The organism is Parasporobacterium paucivorans DSM 15970 (assembly GCF_900141895.1).
Classification (GTDB): domain Bacteria; phylum Bacillota; class Clostridia; order Lachnospirales; family Lachnospiraceae; genus Parasporobacterium; species Parasporobacterium paucivorans.
Genome location: NZ_FQYT01000021.1, coordinates 18,250 through 45,175, shown reverse-complemented (window position 1 = coordinate 45,175; position 26,926 = coordinate 18,250). Strand labels below are relative to the sequence as shown.

26 protein-coding genes and 1 tRNA gene are annotated in these 26,926 nt (G+C 46.6%); 25 read left to right on the top strand and 2 right to left on the bottom strand.

Going from position 1 to position 26,926, the window contains the following annotated elements:
- Window positions 1–9 precede the first annotated feature (9 nt).
- The 15 genes from BUA79_RS09715 (at window position 10) to BUA79_RS09645 (ending at window position 15,306) form a co-directional block, all read left to right on the top strand.
- On the top strand, window positions 10–582 hold the full coding sequence (locus BUA79_RS09715) for a xanthine phosphoribosyltransferase (RefSeq protein WP_073994234.1): 573 nt from the start codon (window positions 10–12) through the stop codon (window positions 580–582).
- A gap of 32 nt (window positions 583–614) precedes the next feature.
- On the top strand, window positions 615–1,844 hold the full coding sequence (locus BUA79_RS09710; RefSeq protein WP_073994233.1) for an AraC family transcriptional regulator: 1,230 nt from the start codon (window positions 615–617) through the stop codon (window positions 1,842–1,844).
- Window positions 1,845–1,888: 44 nt separating this feature from the next.
- Window positions 1,889–4,180, top strand: coding sequence for a hydratase (locus BUA79_RS09705; RefSeq protein ID WP_073994232.1), 2,292 nt, complete (start codon window positions 1,889–1,891; stop codon window positions 4,178–4,180).
- 154 nt (window positions 4,181–4,334) lie between these two features.
- Window positions 4,335–5,360, top strand: a complete 1,026-nt coding sequence (locus BUA79_RS09700; RefSeq protein ID WP_073994231.1) for a P-loop NTPase family protein — start codon at window positions 4,335–4,337, stop codon at window positions 5,358–5,360.
- A complete protein-coding gene (locus BUA79_RS09695; RefSeq protein WP_073994230.1) occupies window positions 5,345–6,544 on the top strand; it encodes a TadA family conjugal transfer-associated ATPase in 1,200 nt (399 codons plus the stop codon). The genes BUA79_RS09700 and BUA79_RS09695 overlap by 16 nt, the downstream gene beginning before the upstream one ends.
- A complete protein-coding gene (locus BUA79_RS09690; protein ID WP_094757414.1) occupies window positions 6,528–7,283 on the top strand; it encodes a type II secretion system F family protein in 756 nt (251 codons plus the stop codon). The genes BUA79_RS09695 and BUA79_RS09690 overlap by 17 nt, the downstream gene beginning before the upstream one ends.
- 1 nt (window position 7,284) lies before the next feature.
- Window positions 7,285–8,727, top strand: a complete 1,443-nt coding sequence (locus BUA79_RS09685; RefSeq protein ID WP_073994229.1) for a type II secretion system F family protein — start codon at window positions 7,285–7,287, stop codon at window positions 8,725–8,727.
- 17 nt (window positions 8,728–8,744) lie between these two features.
- Window positions 8,745–8,915 carry a Flp1 family type IVb pilin gene (locus tag BUA79_RS09680; RefSeq protein WP_073994228.1) on the top strand — a complete coding sequence of 57 codons (171 nt, stop codon included), beginning with the start codon at window positions 8,745–8,747 and terminating at the stop codon, window positions 8,913–8,915.
- A 10-nt stretch (window positions 8,916–8,925) separates the two neighbouring features.
- The gene (locus BUA79_RS09675; RefSeq protein ID WP_073994227.1) at window positions 8,926–10,902 is read left to right on the top strand and encodes a DUF5702 domain-containing protein; all 1,977 of its coding nucleotides are present in this window, start codon (window positions 8,926–8,928) and stop codon (window positions 10,900–10,902) included.
- A gap of 73 nt (window positions 10,903–10,975) precedes the next feature.
- On the top strand, window positions 10,976–11,782 hold the full coding sequence (locus BUA79_RS09670; protein ID WP_207647339.1) for a TadE/TadG family type IV pilus assembly protein: 807 nt from the start codon (window positions 10,976–10,978) through the stop codon (window positions 11,780–11,782).
- Window positions 11,783–12,211 (top strand): prepilin peptidase, encoded by a 429-nt coding sequence (locus tag BUA79_RS09665; RefSeq protein WP_073994225.1) that lies wholly within the window; start codon window positions 11,783–11,785, stop codon window positions 12,209–12,211. It abuts the gene before it with no gap.
- Window positions 12,208–12,570 carry a TadE family protein gene (locus tag BUA79_RS09660; RefSeq protein ID WP_073994224.1) on the top strand — a complete coding sequence of 121 codons (363 nt, stop codon included), beginning with the start codon at window positions 12,208–12,210 and terminating at the stop codon, window positions 12,568–12,570. Before BUA79_RS09665 ends, BUA79_RS09660 begins: the two co-directional genes overlap by 4 nt.
- Window positions 12,570–13,778, top strand: coding sequence for a DUF6382 domain-containing protein (locus BUA79_RS09655; protein ID WP_073994223.1), 1,209 nt, complete (start codon window positions 12,570–12,572; stop codon window positions 13,776–13,778). Before BUA79_RS09660 ends, BUA79_RS09655 begins: the two co-directional genes overlap by 1 nt.
- Window positions 13,779–13,842: 64 nt before the next feature.
- Window positions 13,843–14,862 carry a rhomboid family intramembrane serine protease gene (locus tag BUA79_RS12295; protein ID WP_094757413.1) on the top strand — a complete coding sequence of 340 codons (1,020 nt, stop codon included), beginning with the start codon at window positions 13,843–13,845 and terminating at the stop codon, window positions 14,860–14,862.
- Window positions 14,863–14,883: 21 nt separating this feature from the next.
- A complete protein-coding gene (locus tag BUA79_RS09645) occupies window positions 14,884–15,306 on the top strand; it encodes an HIT family protein (RefSeq protein WP_073994222.1) in 423 nt (140 codons plus the stop codon).
- A 46-nt stretch (window positions 15,307–15,352) separates the two neighbouring features.
- Here the strand turns inward: BUA79_RS09645 and BUA79_RS09640 are convergent, their stop codons facing one another.
- Window positions 15,353–16,417 (bottom strand): undecaprenyldiphospho-muramoylpentapeptide beta-N-acetylglucosaminyltransferase, encoded by a 1,065-nt coding sequence (locus BUA79_RS09640; RefSeq protein ID WP_073994221.1) that lies wholly within the window; start codon window positions 16,415–16,417, stop codon window positions 15,353–15,355.
- Window positions 16,418–16,540: 123 nt separating this feature from the next.
- Between BUA79_RS09640 and BUA79_RS09635 the strand changes: the two genes are divergently transcribed.
- The 3 genes from BUA79_RS09635 to BUA79_RS09625 are packed head-to-tail and all read left to right on the top strand — an operon-like array spanning window position 16,541 to window position 20,404.
- Window positions 16,541–17,854, top strand: coding sequence for an amidohydrolase (locus BUA79_RS09635; protein ID WP_073994220.1), 1,314 nt, complete (start codon window positions 16,541–16,543; stop codon window positions 17,852–17,854).
- Window positions 17,841–19,085, top strand: coding sequence for an adenosylhomocysteinase (locus BUA79_RS09630; RefSeq protein WP_178138583.1), 1,245 nt, complete (start codon window positions 17,841–17,843; stop codon window positions 19,083–19,085). Before BUA79_RS09635 ends, BUA79_RS09630 begins: the two co-directional genes overlap by 14 nt.
- A 20-nt stretch (window positions 19,086–19,105) precedes the next feature.
- A complete protein-coding gene (locus BUA79_RS09625) occupies window positions 19,106–20,404 on the top strand; it encodes a glucose-6-phosphate isomerase (RefSeq protein ID WP_408633842.1) in 1,299 nt (432 codons plus the stop codon).
- Between the two features lie 3 nt (window positions 20,405–20,407).
- Here BUA79_RS09625 and BUA79_RS09620 read toward each other — a convergent pair whose 3' ends face one another.
- Window positions 20,408–20,674, bottom strand: coding sequence for a hypothetical protein (locus BUA79_RS09620; protein WP_073994218.1), 267 nt, complete (start codon window positions 20,672–20,674; stop codon window positions 20,408–20,410).
- Between the two features lie 140 nt (window positions 20,675–20,814).
- Between BUA79_RS09620 and BUA79_RS09615 the strand changes: the two genes are divergently transcribed.
- The 7 genes from BUA79_RS09615 to BUA79_RS09585 all read left to right on the top strand — a co-directional run bounded on the left by BUA79_RS09615 (window position 20,815) and on the right by BUA79_RS09585 (window position 26,920).
- Window positions 20,815–21,531: an NAD-dependent protein deacylase gene (locus BUA79_RS09615; RefSeq protein WP_073994242.1), complete on the top strand. Its 717-nt coding sequence runs from the start codon at window positions 20,815–20,817 to the stop codon at window positions 21,529–21,531.
- Window positions 21,532–21,546: 15 nt separating this feature from the next.
- The gene (locus tag BUA79_RS09610) at window positions 21,547–22,641 is read left to right on the top strand and encodes a hypothetical protein (RefSeq protein WP_073994217.1); all 1,095 of its coding nucleotides are present in this window, start codon (window positions 21,547–21,549) and stop codon (window positions 22,639–22,641) included.
- Entirely contained in the window at window positions 22,642–23,763 is a 1,122-nt protein-coding gene (locus BUA79_RS09605) for a DUF5711 family protein (RefSeq protein WP_073994216.1), read from the top strand.
- Window positions 23,764–23,778: 15 nt separating this feature from the next.
- On the top strand, window positions 23,779–24,477 hold the full coding sequence (locus tag BUA79_RS09600) for a CvpA family protein (RefSeq protein ID WP_073994215.1): 699 nt from the start codon (window positions 23,779–23,781) through the stop codon (window positions 24,475–24,477).
- A 79-nt stretch (window positions 24,478–24,556) separates the two neighbouring features.
- A tRNA-Cys gene (locus tag BUA79_RS09595) sits at window positions 24,557–24,627 on the top strand.
- 262 nt (window positions 24,628–24,889) lie between these two features.
- Window positions 24,890–25,816 (top strand): ABC transporter permease, encoded by a 927-nt coding sequence (locus BUA79_RS09590; protein WP_073994214.1) that lies wholly within the window; start codon window positions 24,890–24,892, stop codon window positions 25,814–25,816.
- Window positions 25,817–25,837: 21 nt separating this feature from the next.
- Window positions 25,838–26,920 carry an ABC transporter permease gene (locus tag BUA79_RS09585; RefSeq protein WP_073994213.1) on the top strand — a complete coding sequence of 361 codons (1,083 nt, stop codon included), beginning with the start codon at window positions 25,838–25,840 and terminating at the stop codon, window positions 26,918–26,920.
- The last annotated feature ends 6 nt before the right edge of the window (window positions 26,921–26,926 follow it).

The window sequence follows — 26,926 nt, the reverse complement described above, 5'->3', positions numbered from 1 at the left end:
GGGAATAGTATGCAGCTGTTAAAGGACAGGATAATAAAAGATGGTATAGTAAAAGAAGGCAATATTCTGAAGGTTGACAGTTTTTTGAACCACCAGATGGATGTTGTGCTTTTTGAGGAAATCGGGAAAGAACTCAAAAGAAGGTTTTCGGACTGCCAGGTGAACAAAATACTTACGATAGAGGCATCCGGAATCGGGATTGCCTGTATGACCGCCCAGCAGTTCTGTGTGCCGGTGGTATTTGCAAAAAAAACAAAAACGAAAAACATTGCTGGGGATGTCTATACTTCAAAAGTGGAATCATTTACCCACGGCAAAGTTTATGATATCATTGTTTCTAAGGATTTCCTGAAGCCGGAGGACAAAGTCCTGATTATCGATGACTTTCTGGCGGAAGGGAGTGCCCTCCTGGGTCTTGCGCAGCTTGTAGAAGATGCGGGAGCCCAGCTGGTGGGCGCGGCCATAGTCATAGAAAAAGGCTTCCAGGAAGGCGGAGCGCGTGTCAGGGAAAAAGGTATCCGTCTGGAATCCCTTGCCATTATCAAGAGCATGGACGAAAAAAACGGCATAATATTTAAATAGAAATGTAACCGGTGGATTCTGCAGAGGTTAAAATGGACGATAAGCTGAGAGAAAAGGTTGTTAAATGCAGTGAAAATTTTTATAATGTGTCCGGAGAATACTGCACCCCGGTAAATTATAAAGAAAAAAAAATCCTGAATGACAAGAATGTATGCACTTTCTGTGAGAACTGTATGGATGATAAATGCGGGAGCCTGAATATACTTTTATACGGCTGTCATGAGGCATACAGATGGAGCGGGTCCTATATTTATCACTGTCCTTTAGGGCTTATTCTGGTTGCCGCTTCCATCACCGATGAGACAGGAGAGCTTCTGGGTGGTCTCGTTTCCGGCCCAATCCGTATGGGTGAAGAGGAAGATATGGTATATGAGGACCAGAAGATGTGTATGAATGAGAAGATTTCAGGCCTCAAGGTCCGGTCGCCCCAGATGGTGCAAAGCCTTTCGGAACTGCTCAAAGATGCCGCTTCTTTTCTTTCGGGGACATCCAATTCCAGGATGGAAAAATACTTCTATGAACAAGAGAAGTGCCTGAACACCCTGTATATGGAGGGTATCCGGATTCAGGCGGACGGGGAATATTACACGTATCCGATTGGAATCGAAAGGCGTCTCAGAGACGCCGTGACCAGCAAGGATAAGGATTCTTCCCAGGCTTTATTGAATCAGATTCTTGCTTACATTTATATATCTAATAATTACGAACTGGAGGCAGTTCTTCCCCGAATAGCCGAACTGGTGATTGTCATCTCCAGATCGGCGGTAGATGCCGGAGCGGATATAAATGAAATTTTTCACCTGAATGAAAATTTCATGTCCCATATGGAGGAATTCAAGACGATTGAGGAACTCAGTTCTTGGATTACATCCCTTTTACTGCGTTACATTTCTGCAACCTTTGATTTTGCTGAGATTAAGCATGCAGATGTGGTGTACAAGACGATTGAATACATCAAAATGAATTATTATAAGAGAATGACATTGGAAGAGATTGCAGAAAGCGCATATCTGAGCAAGACCTATCTCAGCAGTATTTTCAAGAAGGAGACTGGCCAGAGCATATCCGGTTACATAAACAAAATAAGGGTGGATAAAAGCAAGACCATGCTGCTGCAGGATAATTCGAGCATTATCGACATTGCCAATGCGTGCGGCTTTGAAGACCAGAGCTACTATACGAAGGTATTCAAGAATATAGTAGGAATGACTCCCAAGAAATTCAGGGAAAACAGGGGAAAAGAGAAAAAGACTAAGGAATAATGAATCAAAATATATACGAAACCAAATAATTGGAGGATCATCACATGGTAAGGTTAAGCAATGGCCCCGCATATTTAATTAATGGGCGGGATGTAGTTGAAACAGAAGGAATGACGGCGGAAGAGTTAAAAAATACTCTTGGCAGTGCATACCTGAATCCTGAAGAAGCGGCGAAAAACTCAATCGCCTATGATATTTTGAAAGAACACAATACTTCCGGCAACATGGAGAAGCTGAAAATCAAATTTGATATGCTGACATCCCATGACATTACATATGTAGGCATTATCCAGACGGCCAGAGCTTCGGGACTGGACAGATTCCCCATTCCATATGTTCTCACAAACTGCCACAACAGTCTGTGCGCTGTAGGCGGAACCATCAACGAAGATGACCACATGTTTGGACTGACCAGTGCAAAGAAATACGGCGGAGTATATGTTCCTCCACACCAGGCGGTCATCCACCAGTATGCAAGGGAAATGATGGCTGGATGCGGAAAGATGATTCTTGGTTCCGACAGCCATACCAGATATGGTGCCCTTGGAACCATGGCCATGGGAGAAGGCGGTCCGGAGCTGGTTAAGCAGCTGCTTTCCCAGACATATGATATCAACAGACCCCAGGTCATCGGAATCTATCTGACCGGCAAGCCTGCAAAAGGCGTAGGTCCGCAGGACATTGCTCTTGCCATTATCGGAGCGGTATTTGCCAACGGATATGTAAAGAACAAAATCATGGAATTCGTGGGACCTGGAATTGAAAACCTGAGTGCGGATTTCCGCGTGGGCGTGGACGTCATGACGACAGAAACCACCTGCCTGTCTTCAATCTGGGAAACGGATACAGCCATCAAGGATTATTTTGAAATCCACAGAAGACCTGAAGAATATAAGGAATTAAAGCCTGGGAAGACAGTCTGGTATGATGGAATGGTGTATGTGGATCTTTCCGCCATCCGTCCAATGATTGCCCTGCCGTTCCACCCCAGCTATACATACACTATCGAGGAGCTGAATGCCAATCTCTACGATATTCTGCACGAATGCGAACAAAAAGCCATTGCCAATCTGGGAGACCAGGTAAAATTCTCCCTGACGGACAAGATCCATAACGGAAGACTCTATGTGGAACAGGGAATTATTGCCGGCTGTGCGGGTGGCGGATTTGAAAACATCTGCGATGCGGCGGACATATTGAAAGGAAAGAGCACAGGAGTGGATGAATTTACTCTGAGCGTGTATCCGGCAAGTACGCCGATATATATGGAACTTGTGAAAAATGGAGCGGTGGCTTCGCTGATGGCGGCCGGTGCGGTTGTCAAAACAGCATTCTGCGGTCCCTGCTTTGGAGCTGGAGATACTCCGGCCAATAATGCGCTGAGTATCCGACATACGACTAGAAATTTCCCGAACAGAGAAGGCTCCAAGCTTCAGGACGGCCAGATTTCCTCCGTGGCACTTATGGATGCCCGATCCATTGCAGCAACGGCGGCAAATAAGGGCTATTTAATACCGGCAACGGATATCGATGTCGAGTTCACAAAACCAAAATACTATTTTGACAGTACGATATATAAGAACAGGATATTTGACAGCAAGGGCGATGCGGATACTTCCGTTGAGGTCCAGATGGGCCCCAATATTAAAGACTGGCCAAACATGCATTCCCTCACGAAGAACATCCTGCTTAAGGTAGTGGCAGAAATCCAGGATCCCGTCACTACAACGGATGAGCTGATTCCCTCGGGAGAAACATCTTCTTACAGATCCAATCCTCTCGGCCTGGCTGAATATACTCTGTCCAGAAAAGACCCTTCCTATGTAGGAAAAGCAAAAGAAGTAAAAGGGGCGGAAGAGGCAAGAACGGCCGGAAACGATCCTTCCCTGGAGCTTGAGGGACTTAAAGAGGCACACGAAACGATCCGCAAAGTATTTCCGGACATGGATTATGAGAATACCGGAATTGGAAGCACAATCTATGCGGTGAAACCGGGTGATGGATCCGCAAGGGAGCAGGCTGCTTCCTGCCAGAAAGTTCTGGGCGGCTGGGCGAATATTGCACAGGAATATGCAACAAAACGTTATAGATCCAACCTTATCAACTGGGGCATGCTTCCCTTTGTATTTAAGGGAGAAGAGCTGCCGTTCAAGAACGGGGATTTCATATTTGTGCCGGATATTGCCGATGCCATCGAAAATAAAAGAGACAGCATCAAGGCATATGTGGTGAAGGATTCCCTGGAGGAATTCGCTCTGAGTCTTGGAGAGATGACATCAGAGGAAAGAGAAATCATTCTTTCTGGTTGTCTGATAAATTATAACCGGGTAAATTAAACAGCATGCAGGGGTATCATAAGATGCCTCTGTTTTTTTTGAAAAAAATATGGACATGGACAAATCTGTATTATATAATACACATATATCTTAAATTCTTGTTTTATCATTTACTTCCCCAATACTTTAAAATTTAATACAAAGGAGTGGTTTCTTGAAGAAGAGACTCTTTGTGGTATTTGACATGGAGGAATCCTATTCCCTTCGTCTTGTCAGTTTTTTAATTGACATGGCCGGCAACATTTTCGACATAAGGGGATTCACAGATGTGGAGGAATTCCGACGTTTCTGCCATGAAAAAGAAGTTGAAATTCTCCTCATTAATGAGGAAAGTCTGCCTTTTATAGAGGCGGAGGGTATGACGGCCAGATTCATCCTGTTAAAGGAATGCGCGGAAATGGAAATGAAATTCCCATACCCGGGTGTATACAAGTACCAGCCTGCGGACCAGCTGATAAAAGAAGTGCTGGAATTATGCCCATTACCGGAGGAACGGGATTTCTTCAACCGAAAGGAGGGTGGAGGGGCCAAAATCTTAGGGGTGTATTCGCCGGTAAACGGCTGCGGAAAAACTTCCTTCGCCCTTTCATTGACCCATATGTATTCAAAGAACGGTACAGCTCTGTACATCAATCTGGAAGATTATTCCGGATTATCCAAATTATTATCTTCTGAATTTTCCAACGATATTTCTGATCTGTTTTATTTCTACAAACAATCCCATGAAAAACTATCTGCAAAATTATTTTCCACCATCCTTACCCGGCATGACATTGACATTATACCGCCTATTCGATATTGCCGCGACCTGAGGAATCTGGAGCCTGAGGAATGGCGCGACTTCATTTGCCGCATTGCCGAGGTTTCCGGCTATGAAATCATTGTGCTTGATCTGAGCAATATGGTGGGAGATGTGATCCCCCTGCTGGAAATGTGCCGCATGATCTATATGCCGGTTAAGAGGAATGAACTGGCCAGGGCCAGGGTTCAGGAGTTCCAGGAGTATGTGAAAAACATCGGGAAGGAGGAACTCCTTCTGAAAACAAAACAGATGGAAATTCCGGGAGGCTATTTCCTGCACACGGGAAACCATTACATAGAGAGCCTGCTGTTGAGCCCCTTTGCCGGCTATGTAAAAGATATGGCAGAGGAAGGAGAAGAACTATGGACAAGGTATTAAGACTCCGGCAGAAGGCACTGATGGAAATGGATATGTCCAAAGAGCCGGATGAAGGGGAGATAGAAGAAATCATAGACAGAATCATTCTGCAGGATGAAGAAAACCGATACCTGCCGCTGACGGGCAAGCTGAAGCTGAGGAAGGAAGTTTACGATTCCATACGCGGATACGGCATTCTCCAGGATTTGCTGGAAGATCCTCTTATTACAGACATCATGGTGAATGGACCGGATAAGATTTTTGTTGATAAAGGCGGGAAGATAACAAGATTTGAAGGGAAATTTTCTTCCCGGGAAAGGCTGGCGGACATCATCCAGCAGATTGTTGCCAGAAGCAATCGTAGGGTCAATGAGTATTCCCCCATTGCGGACACAAGACTGGAGGACGGATCCCGGGTCAATGTAGTGTTGGACCCGGTAGCTATAGAAGGACCGGCGATAAGCATACGGAAATTCCCAGATAAGAAAATGGAGATGGAGCAGCTTGTCCGGAACAGAACCATCACACAGGAAGCCGGTGAATACCTGGACGTGCTGGTGAAAAGCGGGTATAACATTTTTGTCAGCGGTGGGACGGGAAGCGGAAAGACAACCTTCCTCAATGTCCTTTCTGATTCCATTCCGAAGGATGAAAGGGTAATCACTATTGAAGATTCGGCGGAATTGCAGCTGACTGGAATTGAGAATCTGGTGCGCCTGGAAGCCAGACAGGCCAATACGGAAGGGGAGAATGAGATAACCATAAGAAATCTTATAAAAACAGCCCTGCGCATGCAGCCGGACAGGATAGTGGTGGGCGAGGTGCGCGGAGCCGAGGCAATCGATATGCTGCAGGCTATGAACACGGGCCATGACGGAAGCCTCAGCACGGGGCATGCCAACAGCCCCAAGGACCTGCTTTCCAGGTTGGAGGTAATGGTGCTTATGGGCATGGAGATTTCCCTTGCAGCTATTAAGGGACAGATTGCAGCCGGACTGGATATTATCGTGCATATGGGGCGGCTTCGCGACCGTTCAAGAAGGGTGCTGGAGGTTGTGGAGGTAGTGGATTATCAGGAAGGGAGAATAATCCTGAACCCGTTATTCGGATATCGGGAGGAGCAGGGGGGGAGTCTTGTACGGACGGAGAACAAACTAATTAACAGAAAGAAACTGGAGGGAGCGGGGTATGAAAGCTTTACTTAACAGAAAAAAATCCATTTATCGGATGTCAGACAAAAATTATATGCAGGCATGTCTGACAGGAGTCGGACTGACAGCACTTCTTGCCTATATATTCTACCACAGCGTTAAGGCGCTTCTATTCCTGAGTCCGGTGGTCCTGTTGATTATCCGGCTCCGGGAAAGAGATATGGAGAAGAAGATCCGGTTCATTCTGAATTTGCAGTTTCGAGACTGCATATTGTCAATGGCCTCCGCCATGAGTGCCGGGTATTCACTCGAAAATGCATTGGAGGAGGCATACGGGGAAATGATTCTTCTGCATGGGAAGGAATCCATCATTGCCAAGGAAATGGAAACAATGTCAAGACAGCTGAAACTCAGCGTTCCTGTTGAAAAGGCTTTTTCGGATTTTGCCGAACGGACAGGTCTGGAGGATATCAGGATCTTTACCTCTGTGATGCAGATTGCCAAGCGGGGAGGAGGTGATTTCAACAGAATAATCCGGTCATCGGCAGACACAATCAGTGAAAAGCTGGAAACCCAGAAAGAAATCCAGACACTGCTGGGAGCAAAAAAACTGGAGCAGACTCTGATGAACCTGATCCCTCTGCTGATAATCGTTTATATCAATCAGACGTCTCCCGATCTTTTAAGACCAATGTACGAAACAATCCTTGGCACAATTGTCATGACGCTGTGTTTGGGAGGCTACGCCCTGGCCTGGCTGATTTCAAAAAAGATTGTAGAGCTGGAGGTTTAACATGCTGAGTGTCTATATTTTGCTGACGGCAGGAATCGTCGTTCTCTATTACCGGACGAGGAATTATAAAAAATCCTATTTTGAAGGCTGTGAAATCAGGGATCACCCCATGAGGATCCTTTACAGAATGACAATGTATCTGGAGGACAGAATCTTCTGCCGGCTACGGTTCTGGAAAAATGAAAAGCAGCAGGACGCCGTAAGAAAGATTTATTTGACGGATAAAACGGAGAACCTCGAATATATTCTGAAAATCAAAAAGTCAGCCCTTGGAATCGCTATTCTGTGTCTGTTTCTCCTTTTTGGACTGCTGAAAAGTATAGAAGAAGCCTTGCCCCAGAACAGGTACATACAGACATTACCCAGGCCGGCAAACGGTTTGGGCAGCGTACAGGTGGAGTTGGACGTTCTTCAGGAAGAAGAGGAGGAGAAAATATCTCTGGAAATCGGAGAATACAAGTATTCCGAAGAAGAAGCGGATGAAATAATCATGGAAGCATACAAGGAGCTTCTGGTACAGCTGCGGGGAAAAAACAAGGGGCTGGATGAAGTGTCCTCCCGGTTATCCATGGTTCCAAACGTCGGGGATGTAGACGTATCCTGGCAGATAGAGAACACAGATCTGGTGGATTTCAATGGCAATGTATACCCCGGGAATGCGCTGGGGGAAGGAACACTGACCCGTCTGACGGCCACGCTGCGTTTCCAGGAAAGAGAAAAGATTTATGAAATACCCGTAGTGATAAAGACCGTTTCTGAGGAGGAGCTGTCCCTGGAGGAAAAAATCCAACGCACCATTAACGCAAACAGCAGCGAAACCGACCCGGAGGTCGGCCTCCCCCAAGAGATTGAAGGAAAGAAAATCAGGTATCTTCGTAAAAGCAATGGGGAGGCAGGACGGATACTGGTATTTGGCATTGCGGCGGCTGTTCTTCTCGTGGTAGCAAAAGACCGGGAGATGCAGGGACGGGTAAAGAAAAGGGAGGAACAGATGATGAGGGATTATCCGGAAATAGTGACAAAACTCACATTGCTCAGTGAAGCCGGTCTGAGCATGAAAAGCAGCTGGAACCGGATAGTGGAGGAGTATGAAAAAAATAAAAAAAATGAACTGCGGTATGCCTATGAGGAGATGCGCCTGACGAATCTCAAGATGAAAAACGGGGTACCTGAGGCAGCTGCTTATGCCGGATTTGGGATAAGATGCGGACTGCAGCCCTATCTGCGCCTGGGCAGTCTGCTGGAGCAGAACATTACCAAGGGCACAAAGGGGCTGAAAACGATGCTGGAGAAAGAGGCCGGGGCTGCATTTGAAGACAGGAAGAACCATGCAAAAATCAAAGGTGGGGAAGCAGGCACAAAACTTGTTTTTCCGATGATGCTTATGCTGGTCGTGGTTATCGTCATCATCATCGTTCCCGCATTTATAACAATGGGCATATAGCCGGTAAGGAGGAACCGATGGAAAAAGGTCTGAAAAAGGTAATCAAAAATCAGAAAGGCGCCGGAGTTGTGGAGGTCATCCTGGTGCTGCTGGTATTGGTGGGACTCGTATTGATTTTTAAAAGCCAGATTGTCGGGATTGCAAATGGAATATTTTTGGATATTACAAAGCAGGTGAATTCTTTGTAGGGGGACACATATGAGGGGGAGTATAACAATATTCATGAGCTTGATTTTCACGGTGATTCTTTCACTTTTCTGTACGCTGATTGAATCAGGACGGATTATGGCCATGGAGGCAAAGCTGACGGGTATAACCAGGATGGGAATGGATTCAGCTTTTGCAGGATATGCGTCCCCTCTGTTTGAGGATTACGGGGTGCTGTTCCTGTGGACCGGAGACAGGGATTTTTCAGAAATTGTGGAGGAATATATATCATGGAATCTGGATATGGACAAAGGGGTGCTGCCCAGAAATACAGATCTTTACAGGATGAAGCTGCAGTCACTTGAATTGACGGAGATAAAGCGTGCGACCGATGATTCGGGAGGAATTTTTGCCGGACAGGTAAAGGAGTACATGAAATATGCCGCACTGGAAGGTGCAGCGGATGAGCTTATGAACCAGGCGGAGCTGCTGGGACAGGGAACCGGATTGATAAATATCTGTAAGAAAATCAAGGAGATAGGGGAAGTTTTTGAAAAAACAGAAGAAAAGATATCCGGTGTCAGGGAAGCCTTGGATAAAATTCAAAACATACGGGGAAATCCGGAAGAGGCGCTATCCGGAATGAAGGATTTGCTGGAGGTGATGGAGGTCAGGATTGCCGGGGGAGAAGATATAGCGGTCCAGCTGGATGATTACAGACAGCGGGCGGCACAACTTGTTGCGATGGCGGATGATTGTACGCAAAAGCTGAAGGAAGTGGAGGAAAAGATAGATGAATATGAAGATTCCATGAGTGAAATTCGGGAGAAGGCGGTCCGCATGGAAAAGGAGCTGCAGGAGGAAGACGGACAAGAAGCCAATTCCCTTTTACAAGAAGAAGTCCGAAGCCTGACCGGTCAGGGGGAGGATTATTATGGGATGTCATCCAAAAGGGAGACGGTGGAACGATATCTGGAGAAGATGGATACCATAAGAGAAATTCTTGCAAATGCCCGGATGCCCGATATGGATAATCTGGAGTCGTGCCAGGATGAACTGGAGATTGTCAGGAAAACCTTTCAGGATTTCACGTTCGGAGAGCTGCAAATGGAAACCGTATCGGAAGGATCCCATGAGGAGGGAGAAAGCCTGCTGGCGTATGTGAAAAGGATGCGGGAGGAAGGAATACTGGGACTGGTACTTGAAAATCCGGGAGAAGTATCGGGTGAGAGGATAGCGGGGGAGAATCTTCCTTCCGCAGGAGGAACAACGGAGGTGGAAGAAACAAAAAGCCTGATTAATAAAGCGGTGGACAGGCTGGTTTATTCCCGGTATCTGACGGATCATTTCGGGACGTATGCGCACCCCAAAGAAGAAACAGCTCTGCGTTACGAATTGGAATACATTTTGGGAGGAGGGACAACGGACAAGGAGAATCTTGCTGCGGCAGCGGACAAACTCCTTTTGATCCGGGAGGGATGCAATATGCTGAGCCTGCTGAAAGACAAGACGAAAAGGGATGAGGCATACCAGATGGCAACTATTCTGGCGGGGTTCACCGGAATGCCTGCGCTGGTTACCATAACCTGGTTTGTTATTCTGGGAGCTTGGGCCTATGCGGAAAGCATACTGGATGTTAAGAGCCTTCTGAAAGGGGAAAAAATTACGGTCATAAAGAATGAGGATCAATGGAATCTTTCTCTGGAGGGCGTCATAAGCGCAGGCAGTCAGAAAGGGGCTGTCAATTCCGTTCAGGAAAATGGCATGGATTATGAACAATATCTGCAGATCATGCTCCTTATGCAGTCCAGCCAGCAGCAATATTTCAGGACCATGGATGTAATCCAGATCAACCTGTGCAAAAGATATAATCCGGACTTTCGGATAAATGAATGCATCTGCAGTGCAGAGATAAGTACCGGATTCAGTGCAAGACAATTATTCATCTCTCTGCCGGTTGTACAGAAAATGCTGGGCAAAAAAGAAGGAGAATATCAGATACATGTGACAGGAAAGTATAAATACTAGGAGGGATGGTTTAGGAATGCCCTTTGTTTATGAAAAGAAAATAAAAAAAAATAAAAAAGGCGACTCTCTCCAAGTGCAAAAGCCAACGCATAGAGAAAGGGCATTCTTAAACCCAAAACATTCTGCTCCGGGCAATATGACCCTGGAGGCGGCCCTGATGCTGCCGCTGTTCCTTCTGGTAATCCTGTCGATATTATATTTTCTGGTAATAATGGATTTTCAACTTAAGCTGCAGATGAAATTGGAAGCGATTGCCAGGGAAACGGCAAGAACCCAGTATCTTGGGGAAGAAATACCGGGATATGCATACCTGAAGCTGATGGGTGGACTGTCATCTCCGGAAAATGGGAAATGGCTGGAGAACTCATTTATTTCGGGGGGGAGTTCCGGATTGGGTATAGCCCAATCGGATTTTTCAGTGAAGGATGGTGTAATAGACTATGTGGTGAATTATGAAATCCAGATTCCCTTTATCCCTGACCGCATTATGACGCTCCCGTTTGTCCAGAGGTGCAGGTTCAGGACGTGGACGGGAAGTTCTCTGTCTGCAGAAGGAGAGGACGGGCAGCAGGTCGTATACGTCACGCCGGGAGGGGCCGTATATCATATGGATCCCTGTTGTACCCATATAAATCTGTCAATCCAGAAGAGGGCTATATACGAGCTTGAAGAACTCAGAAATGCAGAAGGCGGAATATATACAGAATGTTCCCTGTGTGAGGAAGGAGAAGTTAAGGGGGAGACAGTGTATGTGACGGAGGAGGGGGACAGATGGCATTACACTCTTTCCTGCAGCGGCCTGAAGAGAAACGTGATAGAAATTGATATAGGTGATGCGGGTGACCGGCGTCTGTGCAGCAGATGCGGAAAGGAGGAGTAGGTGGCTTATAAGATAATTCCAATAATATTTCTGGGAATTCACAGCATAACGGACATACGGTATAAAAAAGTATCATTAATGCTTTGCGTGATTTCAGCTTTAGCGGGACTCCTTCTGAACATCCTGCTAAGGGAAAGCGATGTGTCTTCGCGGCTGCTGGCTCTGCTTCCCGGTGCGGGAATGATCTTACTTGGAAGATTTTCCCGGGATGCGGTCGGACTGGGGGACGGAATCGTAATAATGGTATTGGGTTTGTATATGGGTGTTGCCGCGACGCTGGCGATACTGATGGCAGGTCTTTTTATTGCGGCGCTGGTATCTCTGGCACTTATTGTCTTTAAAAAGGCAGGCGGGAAAGACCGGATAGCATTTGTTCCCTGCCTGTTCGCGGGGTATCTGATTACGATTACCTTGGGGGGGATGCCATGAAAAGGATGTGGCTGTCAGGGAGTTATACAATTGAGGCGGCCCTGGTGCTTCCAACAGTGCTACTGATAGTTTCCGCGCTGCTGTATTTTGGCTTTTTTCTACATGACAGACTGGGGATTCAGGCCTCCCTATATACATATGCACTCAACCTCAGCATGAACCCGGACACCTCAGAATGGAACGAAGGCTTCTACCTGACAGATGCGGTAGCTGAAAAGCCGGAGGTATCCAGGAACCGGGTAAAGATCAGGCTGCACTACGGAAAGAATCCCTTTGGGGGAACAATGGAAATAGAGATTAAGGATCTGGATAACAGCGATTTTCTGCGTAAGAGCAGGGCACTAAAGGGGGGACGCTAGTGGAAGCGGTTTACCGGCATGATATGTATCATAATTATCTGGTTCTTCGGGCAGGGGATGACATGGAGAGCACCTATAAGTACCATATGCTGATCAACAACAGGATAAAAGGGTTTGCAAAGACGACTGTCAGGACCATGGACAACGAAAAGTTTCTTTACTATGAAATTTCTTCGAGGCAGACAATGCGGATAATGCTGGAAAAAGAGAAGGTGGATTACCGTAAACTCAAGAATATTCTGGTATGTCTTCATGGATGTATGGAGGAGGCCAACAGGCACCTTCTTCCGGCAGAAGACATTCTCATGGATCCGTCCATGATTTTCTGCGATGTAGAAATGGAAACCGTAGAATTCTGCTACTATCCGGGATGGGGGAGGAAGTTCATGCCCGGTCTGAATGATTTGTTGCAGTTCATTCTGACCAGGCTGGATCACGACGATATCCAGGCAACCCGTACTGCATATGATTTACAGATGATGACCACGAGGGACAACTGCACCTTTGGGGAGATTGTTGAAACAATGATGGCAGGGGAGCCCATTGCGGTGAGTCAAAAAGAAGATAGTCCGGAGATAATGAAAGAAATGCAGCCTGAAAATTTAGAAATTAAAAAAAGGAGTTCTTTCAAAATTTCCGAACCGGACTTGAAAAAACTGCATAACGCAACGAATAAAGGGATGATGGTTTTCGGGACCATTCTTGCGATGGTTACGGGGACCCAGATGTACAGGGCATTTCGCGATATGGAATACGGTTTTTTTATTCCGGTGTCTGCAGCCGGGGTGGCAGTCTGTCTTGTCCTTAGCAGATTGAGCAGGGGAGCGCTATCGGAACCGGAGGAGGTCCCGCTGGTCCCGGGGCTGGAGGAGTCAGAAGAGAAAACAGAGGAGAAAGACCCGCATCCTCCTGCGAGGGGGAATTTTCTTGAGAGCCAGAGCACGTGCGGGGGAGATGATGTGTGTATAAAGGACTTTCCGTTTACAGTGGGATCTCTGGCGGGGAGGGTAAACCACGTGATTGCGGAAGAGGGGATAGCACCTATGCACGCAAGAGTAATCCGGGACGGGGAAGATATGTATCTGGAGGATCTGAACTCACCGGGCGGAACCCGTGTGAATGGGGAACGGATAGAACCTTATGGGAGAGTACTTCTGGAGGGGGGAGATAGAATAGAGATGGCAAAGAGCACGTACATATTCCGATAAACTGGTTTGACACTTTATTCGTTAGGTGCTAAGGTAATTACAACAAGTAATTCTGAGGTGCTGCATGGACAGGGAGAAACTGGTTAATGAATATGGGAAATTGGGATTTTCCGATGTAAAAACAAATATCCCCGGGATCAACATTCTATTCAGGGCGGAAGGCCTGCGGGCAGAAGTCTGTGTTATCGTGGATAATACGGCAGCGCCCTATATGGACGGATCGCAGATGCAAAACATTAAGAGGCAGCTGGAGACCAGACTTCTGACAGACCATCCGGATAATCCGGGAGTACTGTTCATTCTTTTGACGGATTCCGTGGAAAGAGAGAGACATACGGCAGAATCCGGCATCAGTGTATGGATCGTGGATGTCCATTCCCGGCGCCTGATCATTTATGAAAATCAGCCGGAGGACTATGCCCGTTCCAGGACTATGCTTGAAAATTTCCTCGGGTACAGGGATGTCAAGAAGGAGCAGAAAATGAGGGCTGTGAAAGCGGATATTCCGATTGTCAATATACTGCTTGTTGCGGCAAACATTATCGTGTTTATTCTGCTGGAAATAGCCGGATCAACGGAAGACACGTATTTCATGCTCGCTCATGGCGCTGCATTTGGGGATTATATCTTCAACGGGAACGAGTACTATAGGCTCTTCACCTCTACTTTCATACATTTCGGCGCATATCATCTTGTAAGCAATATGATTACCCTGATTTTAATTGGGAACAGGGCAGAACGGATACTGGGCAGCTTCAAATACCTGGTTATTTATATTGCCAGCGGGGTGGGAGCCAGCTTGGTTTCCTCCGCTTATTATTATGTGCAGGGAGATATGGTTGTGTCGGGAGGGGCATCCGGAGCCATATTTGGCGTGATAGGAGCCTTACTTGTGCTCATCATAAAAAACAGAAGGGTATTCGGGGGAGTTATGAAAATCCAGTTTATCCTTTTTGTCCTGCTGGTATTGTATAATGGCTTTATGAATGTCAAAATTGACGTGGCGGCACATCTGGCAGGACTGGTACTGGGTATTGTTTTAACACACCTGCTTACCAGGAAGCATGCTGGCAAAATGAGATGATAGGTAAAGGAGACGTACATCATGAGAGATGAAAACTGTATTTTTTGTAAAATAGCCAATGGGGATATTCCAACGTACCAGCTTTATGAAAATGAAGATTTTCGGGTGATTTTTGATGCAGCCCCTGCGACGAGGGGGCACGCGCTTATACTCCCCAAGAATCATTATGCGGATATTTTTGAGGCAGATGAGGTTACCGTGGCAAAAGCGTTTGCGCTGGCAAAACAGATGGCAGAAGTTATGAGAAATGTACTTGGCTGTGATGGCATCAATATCATACAGAACAATGGCCGGGAAGCCGGACAGACGGTATTCCATCTCCATGTCCACCTGATTCCAAGATATGAGGGACAGGAAAAGATACTCACCTGGAAACAGCATGAGCATTCCAAACGGGATATGGAAGAGCTCGTGAGACAGATTGCGGAAGAAATGAATAAATAACCAACGGCGGCCTCAGAATCAGAGGCCGCCGTTTTCAGATTTGGAATTATTTTGAGTATGTGCGGATGAGGTCCAGAATTGTTTCAACTCCATCCCTGACGGGATTCTGCTCCATTGCTTCCAGATAAACGCCTCTGTCAGCAAAGATTTTTTGAATCATATCCATGAGGGAACGGCCGGTGAGATCCTCCTGAAGAATCACCTCGCTAAAGCCCTGTCGGCGGAAAGATTCTGCGTTTAATATCTGGTCCCCCCGGCTGGCTTTTGCCGACAGAGGAATCAGAATGGATGGTTTCTTCAGGGCGAGAAATTCACAGATGGCGTTGGAGCCGGCTCTTGAAATCACGATGTCCGTAATAGCAAATAATTCCTTGAGGGAATCGGTGGCATATTCAAACTGACAATATCCTCTGCGCCCCTCCAGGGCAGGATCCAGATTTCCTTTCCCGCACAAATGAATCAGCTGGTACTTTTCCAGTAAAGCGGGCAGGATTTTCCGGACCGTCTCGTTGACGATGACGGAGCCCTGACTGCCGCCGATGATCAGGATGACGGGCTTTTCCTCTTCAAATCCACAAAGGGCAAGGCCGGCTTCCCGGCTTCCGGCAAGAAGTTCCCTGCGGATGGGGGAACCGGTCAGAACAGCTTTCTCCCGGGGCAGATGAGAGGCGGTTTCCGGAAACGTGTGGCATACCTTCACCGCATGTGGGATAGCCAGCTTGTTGGCCAGACCAGGAGTCATATCCGATTCATGTATAATCACGGGTATCTTATATTTCTTTGCGGCAAGAACAACGGGCACGCTCACGAATCCGCCCTTGGAAAACAGGATATCCGGTTGATATTCACGCATGACTCTCTTTGCGTCCGAATAGCCTTTCAGGACCCGGAAAGGATCCGTGAAATTTTTCCTGTCAAAATAGCGCCTGAGCTTCCCGGAAGAAATCCCGTAATAAAACAGGCCTTCCTTTTCAATCAGTTTCTTTTCGATTCCGTTGTGTGAGCCGATGTACCTGATTTCATAGCCCATTTCCTTCAGGCCCGGAATCAGGGCCAGGTTTGGCGTTACGTGTCCGGCGGTTCCGCCGCCTGTCAGTAATATTTTTTTCATGGATGGTTACTTCTCCCTGTTTGTTGTCTGCATTATAGCAAAAATAATTCAAAGATACTAGATTAAATTTACCACTGTTGTTATAATGAAACCTGTATTATCACACATAGTCTGGAGAAAAAAATGAACATATTGATTAAAGATATTGCGGCGGCTGTCTGGAAGGACGGGAGCTGCGTGGTGGAAAAGAAAACCATCTGCATTCAGGGAGACATGATAACCGGTATGGACTCCATACCGGAGGGATTTGTGCCGGATAAGGTTATAGAAGGCAAAGACAGGCTTCTGATTCCGGGTCTGGTCAACAGCCATACCCATGCATATATGTCCGTATTCCGAAACCTGGCGGATGATTTGTCCTTCGATGACTGGCTGTTTAAGAGCATCATGCCCATTGAGGATAGGCTGACAGGGGAGGATGCCTACTGGGGTGCCTCTCTGTCCATACTCGAGATGATCCGGACCGGGACGACCTGCTTCGCCGATATGCACATGCACATCAATGAGACCACACGGGCCGTGGAAGAGTCCGGTATCCGTGCGGTGATTGCCCGCGGTCTGTCAGGCGGATCAGAGGATGAAAGTGGAATAAGAAGACTGAAAGAAGCCATTGATGAAATGGAAAACTATAGGGACTGCGCCAGAATAAGCTTCATGTTTGGCCCTCACGCCCCTTATTCCTGTGCCCCGGAGTATCTGGAGCAGGTAATCGGGAAAGCCAGGGAAAACAATGTCGGTATCCATATCCACTTGAGCGAGAGCGAGAATGAGATACACAATATGCAGAGGGAAAGAGGCTGCACACCAATCGAGCTGATGGAACGGATAGGACTCTTTGACATCCCTGTTCTGGCAGCCCACTGCGTGCAGCTGACAGATTCGGATATGGATATACTGGCACGCAGAGGGGTGAGCGTAGCTATCAATCCGAAAAGCAACATGAAACTGGGAAATGGATTTGCCAGGGTTCCGGAAATGCTGGAGAGGGGCATAAATGTATGCCTGGGCACGGATGGAGCGGCCAGCAACAATGCACTGAATCTGGTGGGCGAAATGAATGCTGCCGCCCTTGCATACAAGGGAAGCACCAGGAATGCCCAGTCCGTAAGCGCGGCACAGGTATTTGCCGCCGCCACCCGCAACGGAGCCAAAGGGCTCGGACTTGGGTCAGTAACGGGAACCATTGAGGTGGGAAAAAAGGCCGACCTGTCGATTCTGGATCTGAACAATCCCCAGATGAGGCCGAAAAGAAACCTGATCAGCGCCCTGTCCTATTCGGCCAACGGGTCAGAGGTAGATACAGTCATCATAAATGGCAGAATAATTATGGAAAACAGGGAACTTTTAACAATAGATGAAGAGCAGGTCTATTACAATATTGGAAAAATCTGCGACAAATTAGGAATCACAGGAGGAAATGAAAATGAGCAGTATTAGGGATATCGGCCTGGCGCAGTCAGGAGCACATAAAATCGAATGGGTGAAGAGAAATTGCCCGATCCTGCGTTCACTGGAGGCGGAATTTTCCCAGACCAGGCCGTTTGAGAATATCAAGGTTGCACTATCCATCCACCTGGAGGCAAAGACCGCCTACCTTTGCAAGGTTCTGGCGGCAGGAGGGGCAGAGATGTATATAACGGGGAGCAACCCTCTTTCTACCCAGGACGATGTGGCAGCGGCCCTGGTGGCAGCAGGACTGGAAGTGCATGCCTGGTATGGCTGCACACCGGGAGAATACGAAACGCACATACGCAGCGTACTCAAGAATGAGCCGAATATCATCATTGATGACGGAGGAGATCTTGTCAATATGATGCATACGGAGTTTGCAGACAGTCTGGACAAGGTGATAGGCGGTTGCGAGGAAACAACTACGGGCATTATCCGTCTGATGGCCATGGCCCGCAGGGACGAGCTTCGTTTCCCAATGGTGCTGGTAAATGATGCAGATTGCAAACATCTCTTTGACAACCGATATGGCACGGGTCAGTCGGTATTTGACGGAATCAACCGTACTACAAACCTGATTGTAGCCGGAAAAATGGTCGTTGTGGCCGGTTATGGATGGTGCGGAAAAGGCGTTGCCATGAGAGCCAAAGGACTGGGGGCGAGAGTCATTGTAACGGAGATCGATCCGATAAAGGCAATCGAAGCTGTAATGGACGGGTTTGAAGTTATGCCGATGAATGAAGCAGCGAAGCTGGGTGATTTCTTTGTTACGGTCACAGGCTGCAACAAGGTCATTGCTGCTGACGATTTCAAGGTCATGAAAAATGGTGCCATTCTGTCCAATGCAGGTCACTTCAACGTGGAAATTGACGTGGAGGGACTGGAGGAAATGGCTCTGGAAATAGAAGAGCAGCGAAAAAACATCATGGGTTACAGGCTTGAAGGGGACAGATGGGTATATGTTCTTGCCGAAGGAAGGCTGGTCAATCTGGCTGCCGGGGATGGACATCCCGCTGAAATCATGGATATGAGCTTTGCAATCCAGGCGCTGAGTGCGAAATATCTTGTAGAAAATGCAGGAAAGCTCAAAGAGAAGCTGATTAAGGTTCCAAAGGAAGTTGACATGGAAGTCGCAAAGAGGGAGTTGAATTTCATGGGCAAGGCAATTGATATTCTGACACCGGAACAGAAAGAATATCTGGACAGCAGCAGTTTATAAGGGGAAAAGGGGTGAGTATATTGCCTGATATTATATTTGATTATGAAAATGCAAAAGGTTTTTTTGGTCCGGAAGAATTGGTCCAAATGGAGGAAAAGGTAAAGCAGAAACACAAAATGCTCCTGGACAGAAGCGGCAGCGGAAGTGAATTTCTAGGTTGGATAGATATTCCTGAGAGATATGACAGGGAAGAGTTTGAAAAAATAAAGTCAGCTGCACAAAAAATCCGTAAGGATTCGGACGTACTTGTGGTGATCGGTATCGGAGGATCTTATCTGGGAGCCAGAGCGGCTATCGAATTTCTGCAAGGCAGATATCCAGGATATCCTGAAGTTTATTTTGCTGGGAACAATCTGAGCAGCACCCAGATACTGGAAATAAAGCAGCGTCTGGAAGGCCGGGATTTTTCACTGAACGTGATTTCCAAATCCGGGACGACCACGGAACCGGCCATTGCCTTCCGCTTCTTTAAGCGGATGATACAGGAGAAGTATGGGAAAGCGGAGGCTTCCGGAAGAATCTATGTGACTACGGATAAAAATAAAGGAGCTCTGAAGGAGCTGGCGGGAAAAGAAGGATATACAACCTTTGTGGTCCCGGATGACATCGGTGGGAGATACTCGGTCCTGACGGCAGTGGGACTGCTTCCCATTGCGGCCGCTGGAGCAGATGTTGACGAGCTGATGGCAGGAGCGGCGCTGGGCAGGAATAAATTCATGGAAGCCGGATTTGAAAGCAATGACGCCCTGCAGTATGCGGCAGTCCGGAATATCCTTCTGGAAAAAGGGAAGAATATTGAAATACTGGCAGGATATGAACCCTGTCTCCATTATGTTGCAGAGTGGTGGAAACAGCTTTTCGGAGAAAGTGAAGGGAAAGACGGCAAAGGAATTTTCCCGGCAGCCGTGGATCTGACCTCAGATCTGCATTCCATGGGACAGTATATACAGGATGGACAGAGATGCATATTTGAGACTGTACTGGATTTATCCAATACAGGAGAGGAAATCCTGGTAGGAGAAGAAGAGGATGACTTGGACGGCCTGAATTATCTGGCGGAGAAAACCGTTGATTTTGTAAACAGAAGTGCCATGAAGGGAGCCATAAAGGCCCATGTGGACGGCGGCGTGCCAAACCTCAAGGTCACTTTGGCTGCCAGGAATGAAAGAACACTGGGAGAATTATTCTATTTCTTTGAATCAGCCTGCGGCGTGAGCGGTTATGTGCTGGGTGTGAACCCATTTGACCAGCCGGGCGTGGAATTCTATAAAAAGAATATGTTCACCCTGCTTGGAAAGCCGGAGATACGGCAAATATAGACATCATCCTTCGATTACCTGGATTTCCAGGTAATCGAAATCTATTTCTTCCATAAAATTGTCAGCAGTAAACTTAACTTTATCGTGAATCTGGAAATCACGTATGGAGACTTCCAGCCATATCGGGCGGCTCAGATCGAATTCATAACAGATTTCTTCAAGTGAGTCCAGTATTCTTGCGGTTCTGCTCGTGGCCGGGTCATCCTTCTCGATGACGGTATCACGGAGCATTCTTCCCTTGTTAAAAAGCTTTCCCCATAAACGGAACATGATTATGCATCCTTTCTTTGTGAATTATTCAAGCCCCATTATACCACCAGGGAGGAAGGTCTACAATGGTTTATGTTGTCTAAAAAAGTGTAATGGGATATAATGAAATACAACAGAAAAAGGAATCAGAGGGGATTGTTATGGATGTAATGGAACGTTTCATTAAAATAATGGAGGAAAGTGAAAACATAATATTTTTTGGAGGCGCCGGGGTGTCCACAGAGAGCGGAATACCCGATTTCAGGAGCACAGACGGACTTTATAGCCAGATTTATGAGTATCCTCCGGAAACCATTCTCAGCCATAGTTTTTATGAAAGGCATACAGAAGAATTCTACCGCTTTTATAAGGATAAATTGATGATGCCGGACGCAAAGCCGAACAGAGTCCATATCGCGCTTGCGAAACTCGAAGAACAGGGAAAACTCAAAGCAGTCATCACACAGAACATCGATGGGCTTCACCAGCTGGCAGGCAGCAGAAAAGTGCTGGAACTGCACGGAAGCGTACTTAGGAACTACTGCATGTCCTGTGGCAAGTTTTATGATGAGAAATACATCCTGCAATCGGATGGAGTACCTATATGCAGCTGCGGCGGGACCATTAAACCGGATGTGGTGCTGTATGAGGAGAGCCTTGATGAGCAAATCCTTCAGGAATCTGTCGAATATATAAGCAAAGCCGATGTGCTGGTCGTGGGAGGAACCTCCCTGGTGGTCTTTCCGGCGGCAGGCCTGATTGAATACTACAAGGGGAACAAGCTGGTCCTGATTAATGATTCTCCGACCCGTTTGGACAACAGGGCGAATCTGGTAATCAGCGGCAGCATAGGAAATGCATTTTCACATTTTCAATAACGGGAGGGGAATAGGATGGAAAATAAAAGCATTCTTCTGGGAAGTTCTGCGGAACTAAGGCAGATTAAGGAAACTATCATCAAAGAAGCTCAGTTAAGAGAAGAAGTCCAGAATCTGTCCACCGAAAGACGCAATCTGGAAAGAGACCTGGAAACGGAAGAAAAACTGACGGCAGATACCATCACGTCAACTACAAAGAAGCGAAGAGACGAGCTGGAAGCAGGATTTGACAGGGAGATTTCTACCAACAATACCAAACTGAAGTCCGCCCAGAACAAAAAGGAAAGCACCAGGAAGAAAGCGGTCAAAAACAGAATGGCCGAGGAGACAAAAATTCTGGTTGAGGAAAATAAAGAGCGGAAACAGGGAATCAAGAAGGCCTTGCGTGATAAGGGGATACCTGGCTTTGCGTCCTCCGGCTGGTTCTATTCTCTTTTCTGTACCAGCAGCATGAAGGATTTTGTGCTTTTTGCTATATTGACCATAATTTTCATTGGGCTTATTCCAAATGCCGTATGCTACTTTTTTGTGACAGGGTTCTGGATGTGGAAGGTACTTGTGTACCTGGGGATTGTTGTCGTAGTATTCATTATTTATATGACCATCTTCAAGATCACTAAATCCAGGGACAAGGCCATTTTTGAAGAACTGCGTCCTGAAAGGAATGCAATAATAGCCAATCGGAAACAGATTAAGAAGATCAAGAAAAAGATAAAAAAAGATCCGGATGAGAGCCAGTACAATCTTTCGGGGCTCAATGCGGAAATTGCAGAAATAGAAAAAAACCTTACGGTCCTCAAGGAGAAAAAAGTGGCGGCCCTGAAGGAATTTGAAGAGAAAACGGCCAAAGTGATTGTTGATGAAATTACCGGCGCAAGCGCAGGCAAGATTCTCGAAATGAAGAACCGGATTGCCGAGATGTCCCAAAGGCTCCTAGATGTGGAACGCAGGCAGCAGGACACTTCCCTCAGGATAAAGACGGACTATGAAGCATACCTGGGAAGCGAATTCATGAACACAGAAAATCTGGACAGACTGACCGGCATCATTGATGAAGGGAAGGCGGTCAATATTTCCGAGGCAATAAAGGCATTCAAGGAGCGCCCATAAATGAAGCGAAAAACCATCATACAAATTGCTGTCATTGTCCTGGTTCTGGTGGCTATAGCGGCAGGGATTAAGCTGTTTATGGATAAAAGGCAATTCAGCGCATATAAAGTCATAAGAACCATAGAAACTCAAAGTGTAAGGAACGAGACCAGATATCTGCCTTTTGGAAACTATTTTCTCCGGTATGGCAACGACGGAATATCCTATTTAAATGGAGAAAGCTTTGTGTGGAACCAGGCAATAGACTTCAGGAACCCTCTGATTGCCATCCAGGGCAATTATGTGGCTGTTGGAGAACAAAAGTCTAATACGATTTATCTGTTCGACACCACAGGTCTTGTTAAGGAAATCGAGACATCATATCCCATGACAGATCTGGAGGTTTCCGCACAGGGTGTTGTTGCGGCATTGCTGGATGACGGAACTTCCAATTACATTGAAGTGACGGACAAGGAAGGCAGCCAGCTCGTTATGGGAAAGACCGTTTTTGAGGGTACGGGGTATCCCCTGGACATATCCATTTCAGCAGACGGCACAAAGCTCGCAGTGTCCTATCTTTATCTCAATGCAGGCACCGTACAGGGAAAGGTTGCTTTTTACAATTTTTCCGGAAAAGGCGGAAATGCCCAGGACAGCCTGGTGGGCGGATTCAACCAATATACGGATACAATCGTTCCCAAGGTTGATTTTCTGGACAATAATCTGGCCGTAGCCTTTGGAGACAATATGTTCTCCATTTATAAAATAAGCAGTTCCCCGGAGCTGGTTTTTGAAACAGAGATTTTCAAAGAGGAAATCAAAAGCGTTTTCTTTGGCAGCAGGTATATAGGGATAGTATTCCTGAGCAGTGACAAGGAGATGCCGTACGAAATGAAAATTTATGATACTTCAGGTAAAGAGATTCTTACAAAGGGCTTTAATTTCAATTATGATGAAATTGCTTTTTCAGGCGGTAAGATTCTCATGAATAATTCTACGTCCTGCGAGATTTATAATCTGTCTGGAACAAAAGAATTTGCGTTTACTTTTGAAGATGAAGTCGTATGTATGGTGGGGACAGGAAAGTCAAACGGTTATATCGTCGTAAATCCGGACAGCTTGACGGAAATCCGGTTAAAATAGCAAGGAGTATGGATAATGGATAATATTTTGCTGGCAGGTGTTCTTTTGTTCATGGTTATCATGGCAATAGCAGGATTCAGGAAAGGTGCTCTCCGAATAGTCGTTTCGGTGGCAGCTCTTATACTGACGCTGTTTCTGGCTGCCTATTTCACTCCTGAAGCAGCAAAATTGCTGAAGGAACATACACCCATGTATGAAACAGTGTATTCTCAGATGGATAAATTTGTCGGGGAGCGGCTCGTGGAAGGTGGGGGTGCCGGACCAGAAGAAATTATTGGAAACCTGCCTTTGCCAGGAATAATCAGGGATGTTCTCGTGGACAATAATAATGAGGAATCCTATGGCCTTTTGGGAGCAACTGATTTAAGGGGTTATACAACCCGCTCCCTCAGTGGCATGCTGGTGAACGCCATTGCGTTTATTGCCCTGTTCATAGTCATAAGCATCATCTTCAGGATTATTATGGTGGTGGTGGATATCATCGGACGGATTCCAATCATCAGGGGAATCAACCGGCTGGCCGGTCTGTTTGTCGGATTGGCACAATCCATACTTATTCTGTGGGTGCTCTGCGTGGTCCTGACAGCTTTTTCTGGGACGTCGGGCGGCCAGCAGGTTATGGCCATGGTGGCGGACAGCCGCTTTCTCACGATGATTTATGACCATAACCTGCTGATGGGTATTATTACAAACGTATTCATGCTTTTTGGCTAAAAATCAAAAACAGGCTTGACGAAACAGGGGTTTGTTGCTATACTATAAAAGCTTTAACGAGCGTAATGATTTATTGTATGGCGACATAGCCAAGTGGTAAGGCATGGGTCTGCAACACCCTGATCACCAGTTCAAATCTGGTTGTCGCCTCTTTTCCAATTCGAAAAACTTCAAACCCTTATTTTAGTGGGTTTGAAGTTTTTTTGTTGTTACGGAACAAAGGAGTATCAGGATTCGTGAAAAATACACAAAAATGACAGGACATATGTTGCACTTGCTGGCAAGTTGTTATATAATAAAAGGCATGGAAAAAGTACTAACCCAGTAAATGAATTATATACAGGTTTGTTTACTGGGTTTTTTGTTTGCCGAAAGAATAGGCAGAACTTAGTTTGATTGGGAGGAATGGTCGATGAATTCAAAATTTGCTTTCTATGTACTGAAAAGGCTTATCCTTGCCTTAGTTACAATTTTTCTGGTTATCACTATCACTTTTTTTGTTATGCATGCCGTTCCGGGAGGTCCGTTCCTGAGTGAAAAAGCGCCGAGTGCAGCGGTAACGGCAGCCCTGGAGTCTAAATTCGGTCTGGACAAACCTGTGTTTGAACAGTATCTGACATATCTTGGAGATGTTGCCCATTTTGATTTCGGCCCGTCCATCAAGCAAAGAGGCAAGGATGTATCGGAAGTCATCATGACCGGTTTTTCTACCAGTGCCAAGCTGGGTGGGGCGGCAGCTCTTGCAGCCATCGTTCTCGGGCTGATCTTCGGATCCATTGCGGCCGTATTCCATAATAAGCCGGGAGATAAGATCATTATGGTCATTTCCACGGCCTTTGTGGCTATGCCGTCGTTTATTGCAGCCACCCTGCTCCTGCTGATTTTCAGTATAAAGCTGGGTGTTTTGCCGGCGAATGGCACCCAGCCGGGGGGCATGGTCCTTCCTGTGGTTGCTCTCGCATTGTATCCATTGTCATATATCATAAGGCTTACACGATCCAGTACCTTGGATGTTCTGGGACAGGATTATATCCGGACAGCCAGGGCCAAAGGATTAAAACCCGTCAAGATTCTGTTTAAGCATTCTCTTCGAAATGCTGTTACACCCGTCATCACCTACGCAGGTCCGATGGTCGCTTACATCGTAACCGGAAGCCTTGTCGTCGAAAAAATCCTTGCGGTTCCGGGGCTTGGTAAAGAGTTCATTGACAGTATCACCAGCAGGGATTACACCATGATAATGGGAACCACCATCTTCCTGGCTGCTCTTGTGGTAGTCATGATGCTCATTTCCGACATATTATACAAGGTATTCGACCCAAGGGTCGACTTGACGTAGAAAACAGGAGGATGTCTATCAATGAGCAAGAACATAAATGAAATGCCGAAGAAAAATCCGTTCAGCCTGCAGATAAATCTAAAGAGCTTCGAGAAGGCTACAGAAGAGGAAAAACTGCAGCAGGAGAGAATGAGTGAAAGCACCACTTTCTTCAAAGATGGAATGAGGAGGCTCAGAAAAAATAAAATTGCCATGACCTGCATGATAATACTGATAGTCATAGCGCTGATGGTTATATTCATGCCGATGTTCTATCCGTATTCCTATGACCAGCAGCTTGGTCTTACGAAGGGGCAGAGCGCCGACTCATCCTATAATAATCTTCGACCGATGGAATATTCAAAGACGGAACAGGCAAAAATGGAAATCGGTGAAAACGTATTCCCGCACTTTTTTGGCACGGATGCACAGGGACGTGATTATGCAATCAGAGTGGTATATGGTGCCAGGATTTCCCTTGCAGTCGGATTCTTCGCAGCAATTATAGTACTGATAATTGGCGTTATTTACGGGTCCATATCCGGATATTTCGGAGGAAAAGTGGATCTGATCATGATGCGTATTGTGGATATCATATATTCCCTTCCGGATATGCTTATGATTATCCTGTTCTCGGTTGTTATGAAACAGACCATACAGCCGCTTCTGGTGGGGACGGTTCTGGAAAAACTGGGAACGGATATGATCAGTATCTTTATCGTATTTGCGCTTCTGTACTGGGTAAGCATGGCTAGGCTCGTCAGGGGACAGATACTTACCATCAAGCAGATGGAGTATGTGCTGGCGGCAAAAACCATAGGTGCAAGGCCTGGTCGGATTATCCGCAAGCACCTCCTTCCAAACTGCATGAGTGTCATCATCATATCGACAGCCTTGCAGATTCCTTCCGCGATATTTACGGAAAGCTATCTGAGCTTCCTGGGAATGGGCGTATCCATTCCGATGCCAAGCTTGGGTTCTCTGGCATCAGATGCATTGTCCGGTATCTACAGCTATTCGTACAGGCTGGTAATACCTGCAGTGGCAATCTGTCTCATTGTACTGTCGTTTAATCTCCTTGGTGATGGCCTGCGGGATGCATTTGATCCAAAATTGAAGAAGTAGGAGGAA

What these genes read in the sequence shown, in the direction of transcription:
- BUA79_RS09715 (WP_073994234.1), top strand. Translation starts at nt 10, where the DNA reads ATGCAGCTGTTAAAGGACAGGATAATAAAAGATGGTATAGTAAAAGAA.
- BUA79_RS09710 (WP_073994233.1), top strand. Translation starts at nt 615, where the DNA reads ATGGACGATAAGCTGAGAGAAAAGGTTGTTAAATGCAGTGAAAATTTT.
- BUA79_RS09705 (WP_073994232.1), top strand. Translation starts at nt 1,889, where the DNA reads ATGGTAAGGTTAAGCAATGGCCCCGCATATTTAATTAATGGGCGGGAT.
- BUA79_RS09695 (WP_073994230.1), top strand. Translation starts at nt 5,345, where the DNA reads ATGGACAAGGTATTAAGACTCCGGCAGAAGGCACTGATGGAAATGGAT.
- BUA79_RS09690 (WP_094757414.1), top strand. Translation starts at nt 6,528, where the DNA reads ATGAAAGCTTTACTTAACAGAAAAAAATCCATTTATCGGATGTCAGAC.
- BUA79_RS09685 (WP_073994229.1), top strand. Translation starts at nt 7,285, where the DNA reads ATGCTGAGTGTCTATATTTTGCTGACGGCAGGAATCGTCGTTCTCTAT.
- BUA79_RS09680 (WP_073994228.1), top strand. Translation starts at nt 8,745, where the DNA reads ATGGAAAAAGGTCTGAAAAAGGTAATCAAAAATCAGAAAGGCGCCGGA.
- BUA79_RS09675 (WP_073994227.1), top strand. Translation starts at nt 8,926, where the DNA reads ATGAGGGGGAGTATAACAATATTCATGAGCTTGATTTTCACGGTGATT.
- BUA79_RS09660 (WP_073994224.1), top strand. Translation starts at nt 12,208, where the DNA reads ATGAAAAGGATGTGGCTGTCAGGGAGTTATACAATTGAGGCGGCCCTG.
- BUA79_RS12295 (WP_094757413.1), top strand. Translation starts at nt 13,843, where the DNA reads ATGGACAGGGAGAAACTGGTTAATGAATATGGGAAATTGGGATTTTCC.
- BUA79_RS09645 (WP_073994222.1), top strand. Translation starts at nt 14,884, where the DNA reads ATGAGAGATGAAAACTGTATTTTTTGTAAAATAGCCAATGGGGATATT.
- BUA79_RS09640 (WP_073994221.1), bottom strand. Translation starts at nt 16,417, where the DNA reads ATGAAAAAAATATTACTGACAGGCGGCGGAACCGCCGGACACGTAACG.
- BUA79_RS09635 (WP_073994220.1), top strand. Translation starts at nt 16,541, where the DNA reads ATGAACATATTGATTAAAGATATTGCGGCGGCTGTCTGGAAGGACGGG.
- BUA79_RS09630 (WP_178138583.1), top strand. Translation starts at nt 17,841, where the DNA reads ATGAGCAGTATTAGGGATATCGGCCTGGCGCAGTCAGGAGCACATAAA.
- BUA79_RS09620 (WP_073994218.1), bottom strand. Translation starts at nt 20,674, where the DNA reads ATGTTCCGTTTATGGGGAAAGCTTTTTAACAAGGGAAGAATGCTCCGT.
- BUA79_RS09615 (WP_073994242.1), top strand. Translation starts at nt 20,815, where the DNA reads ATGGATGTAATGGAACGTTTCATTAAAATAATGGAGGAAAGTGAAAAC.
- BUA79_RS09610 (WP_073994217.1), top strand. Translation starts at nt 21,547, where the DNA reads ATGGAAAATAAAAGCATTCTTCTGGGAAGTTCTGCGGAACTAAGGCAG.
- BUA79_RS09605 (WP_073994216.1), top strand. Translation starts at nt 22,642, where the DNA reads ATGAAGCGAAAAACCATCATACAAATTGCTGTCATTGTCCTGGTTCTG.
- BUA79_RS09600 (WP_073994215.1), top strand. Translation starts at nt 23,779, where the DNA reads ATGGATAATATTTTGCTGGCAGGTGTTCTTTTGTTCATGGTTATCATG.
- BUA79_RS09590 (WP_073994214.1), top strand. Translation starts at nt 24,890, where the DNA reads ATGAATTCAAAATTTGCTTTCTATGTACTGAAAAGGCTTATCCTTGCC.
- BUA79_RS09585 (WP_073994213.1), top strand. Translation starts at nt 25,838, where the DNA reads ATGAGCAAGAACATAAATGAAATGCCGAAGAAAAATCCGTTCAGCCTG.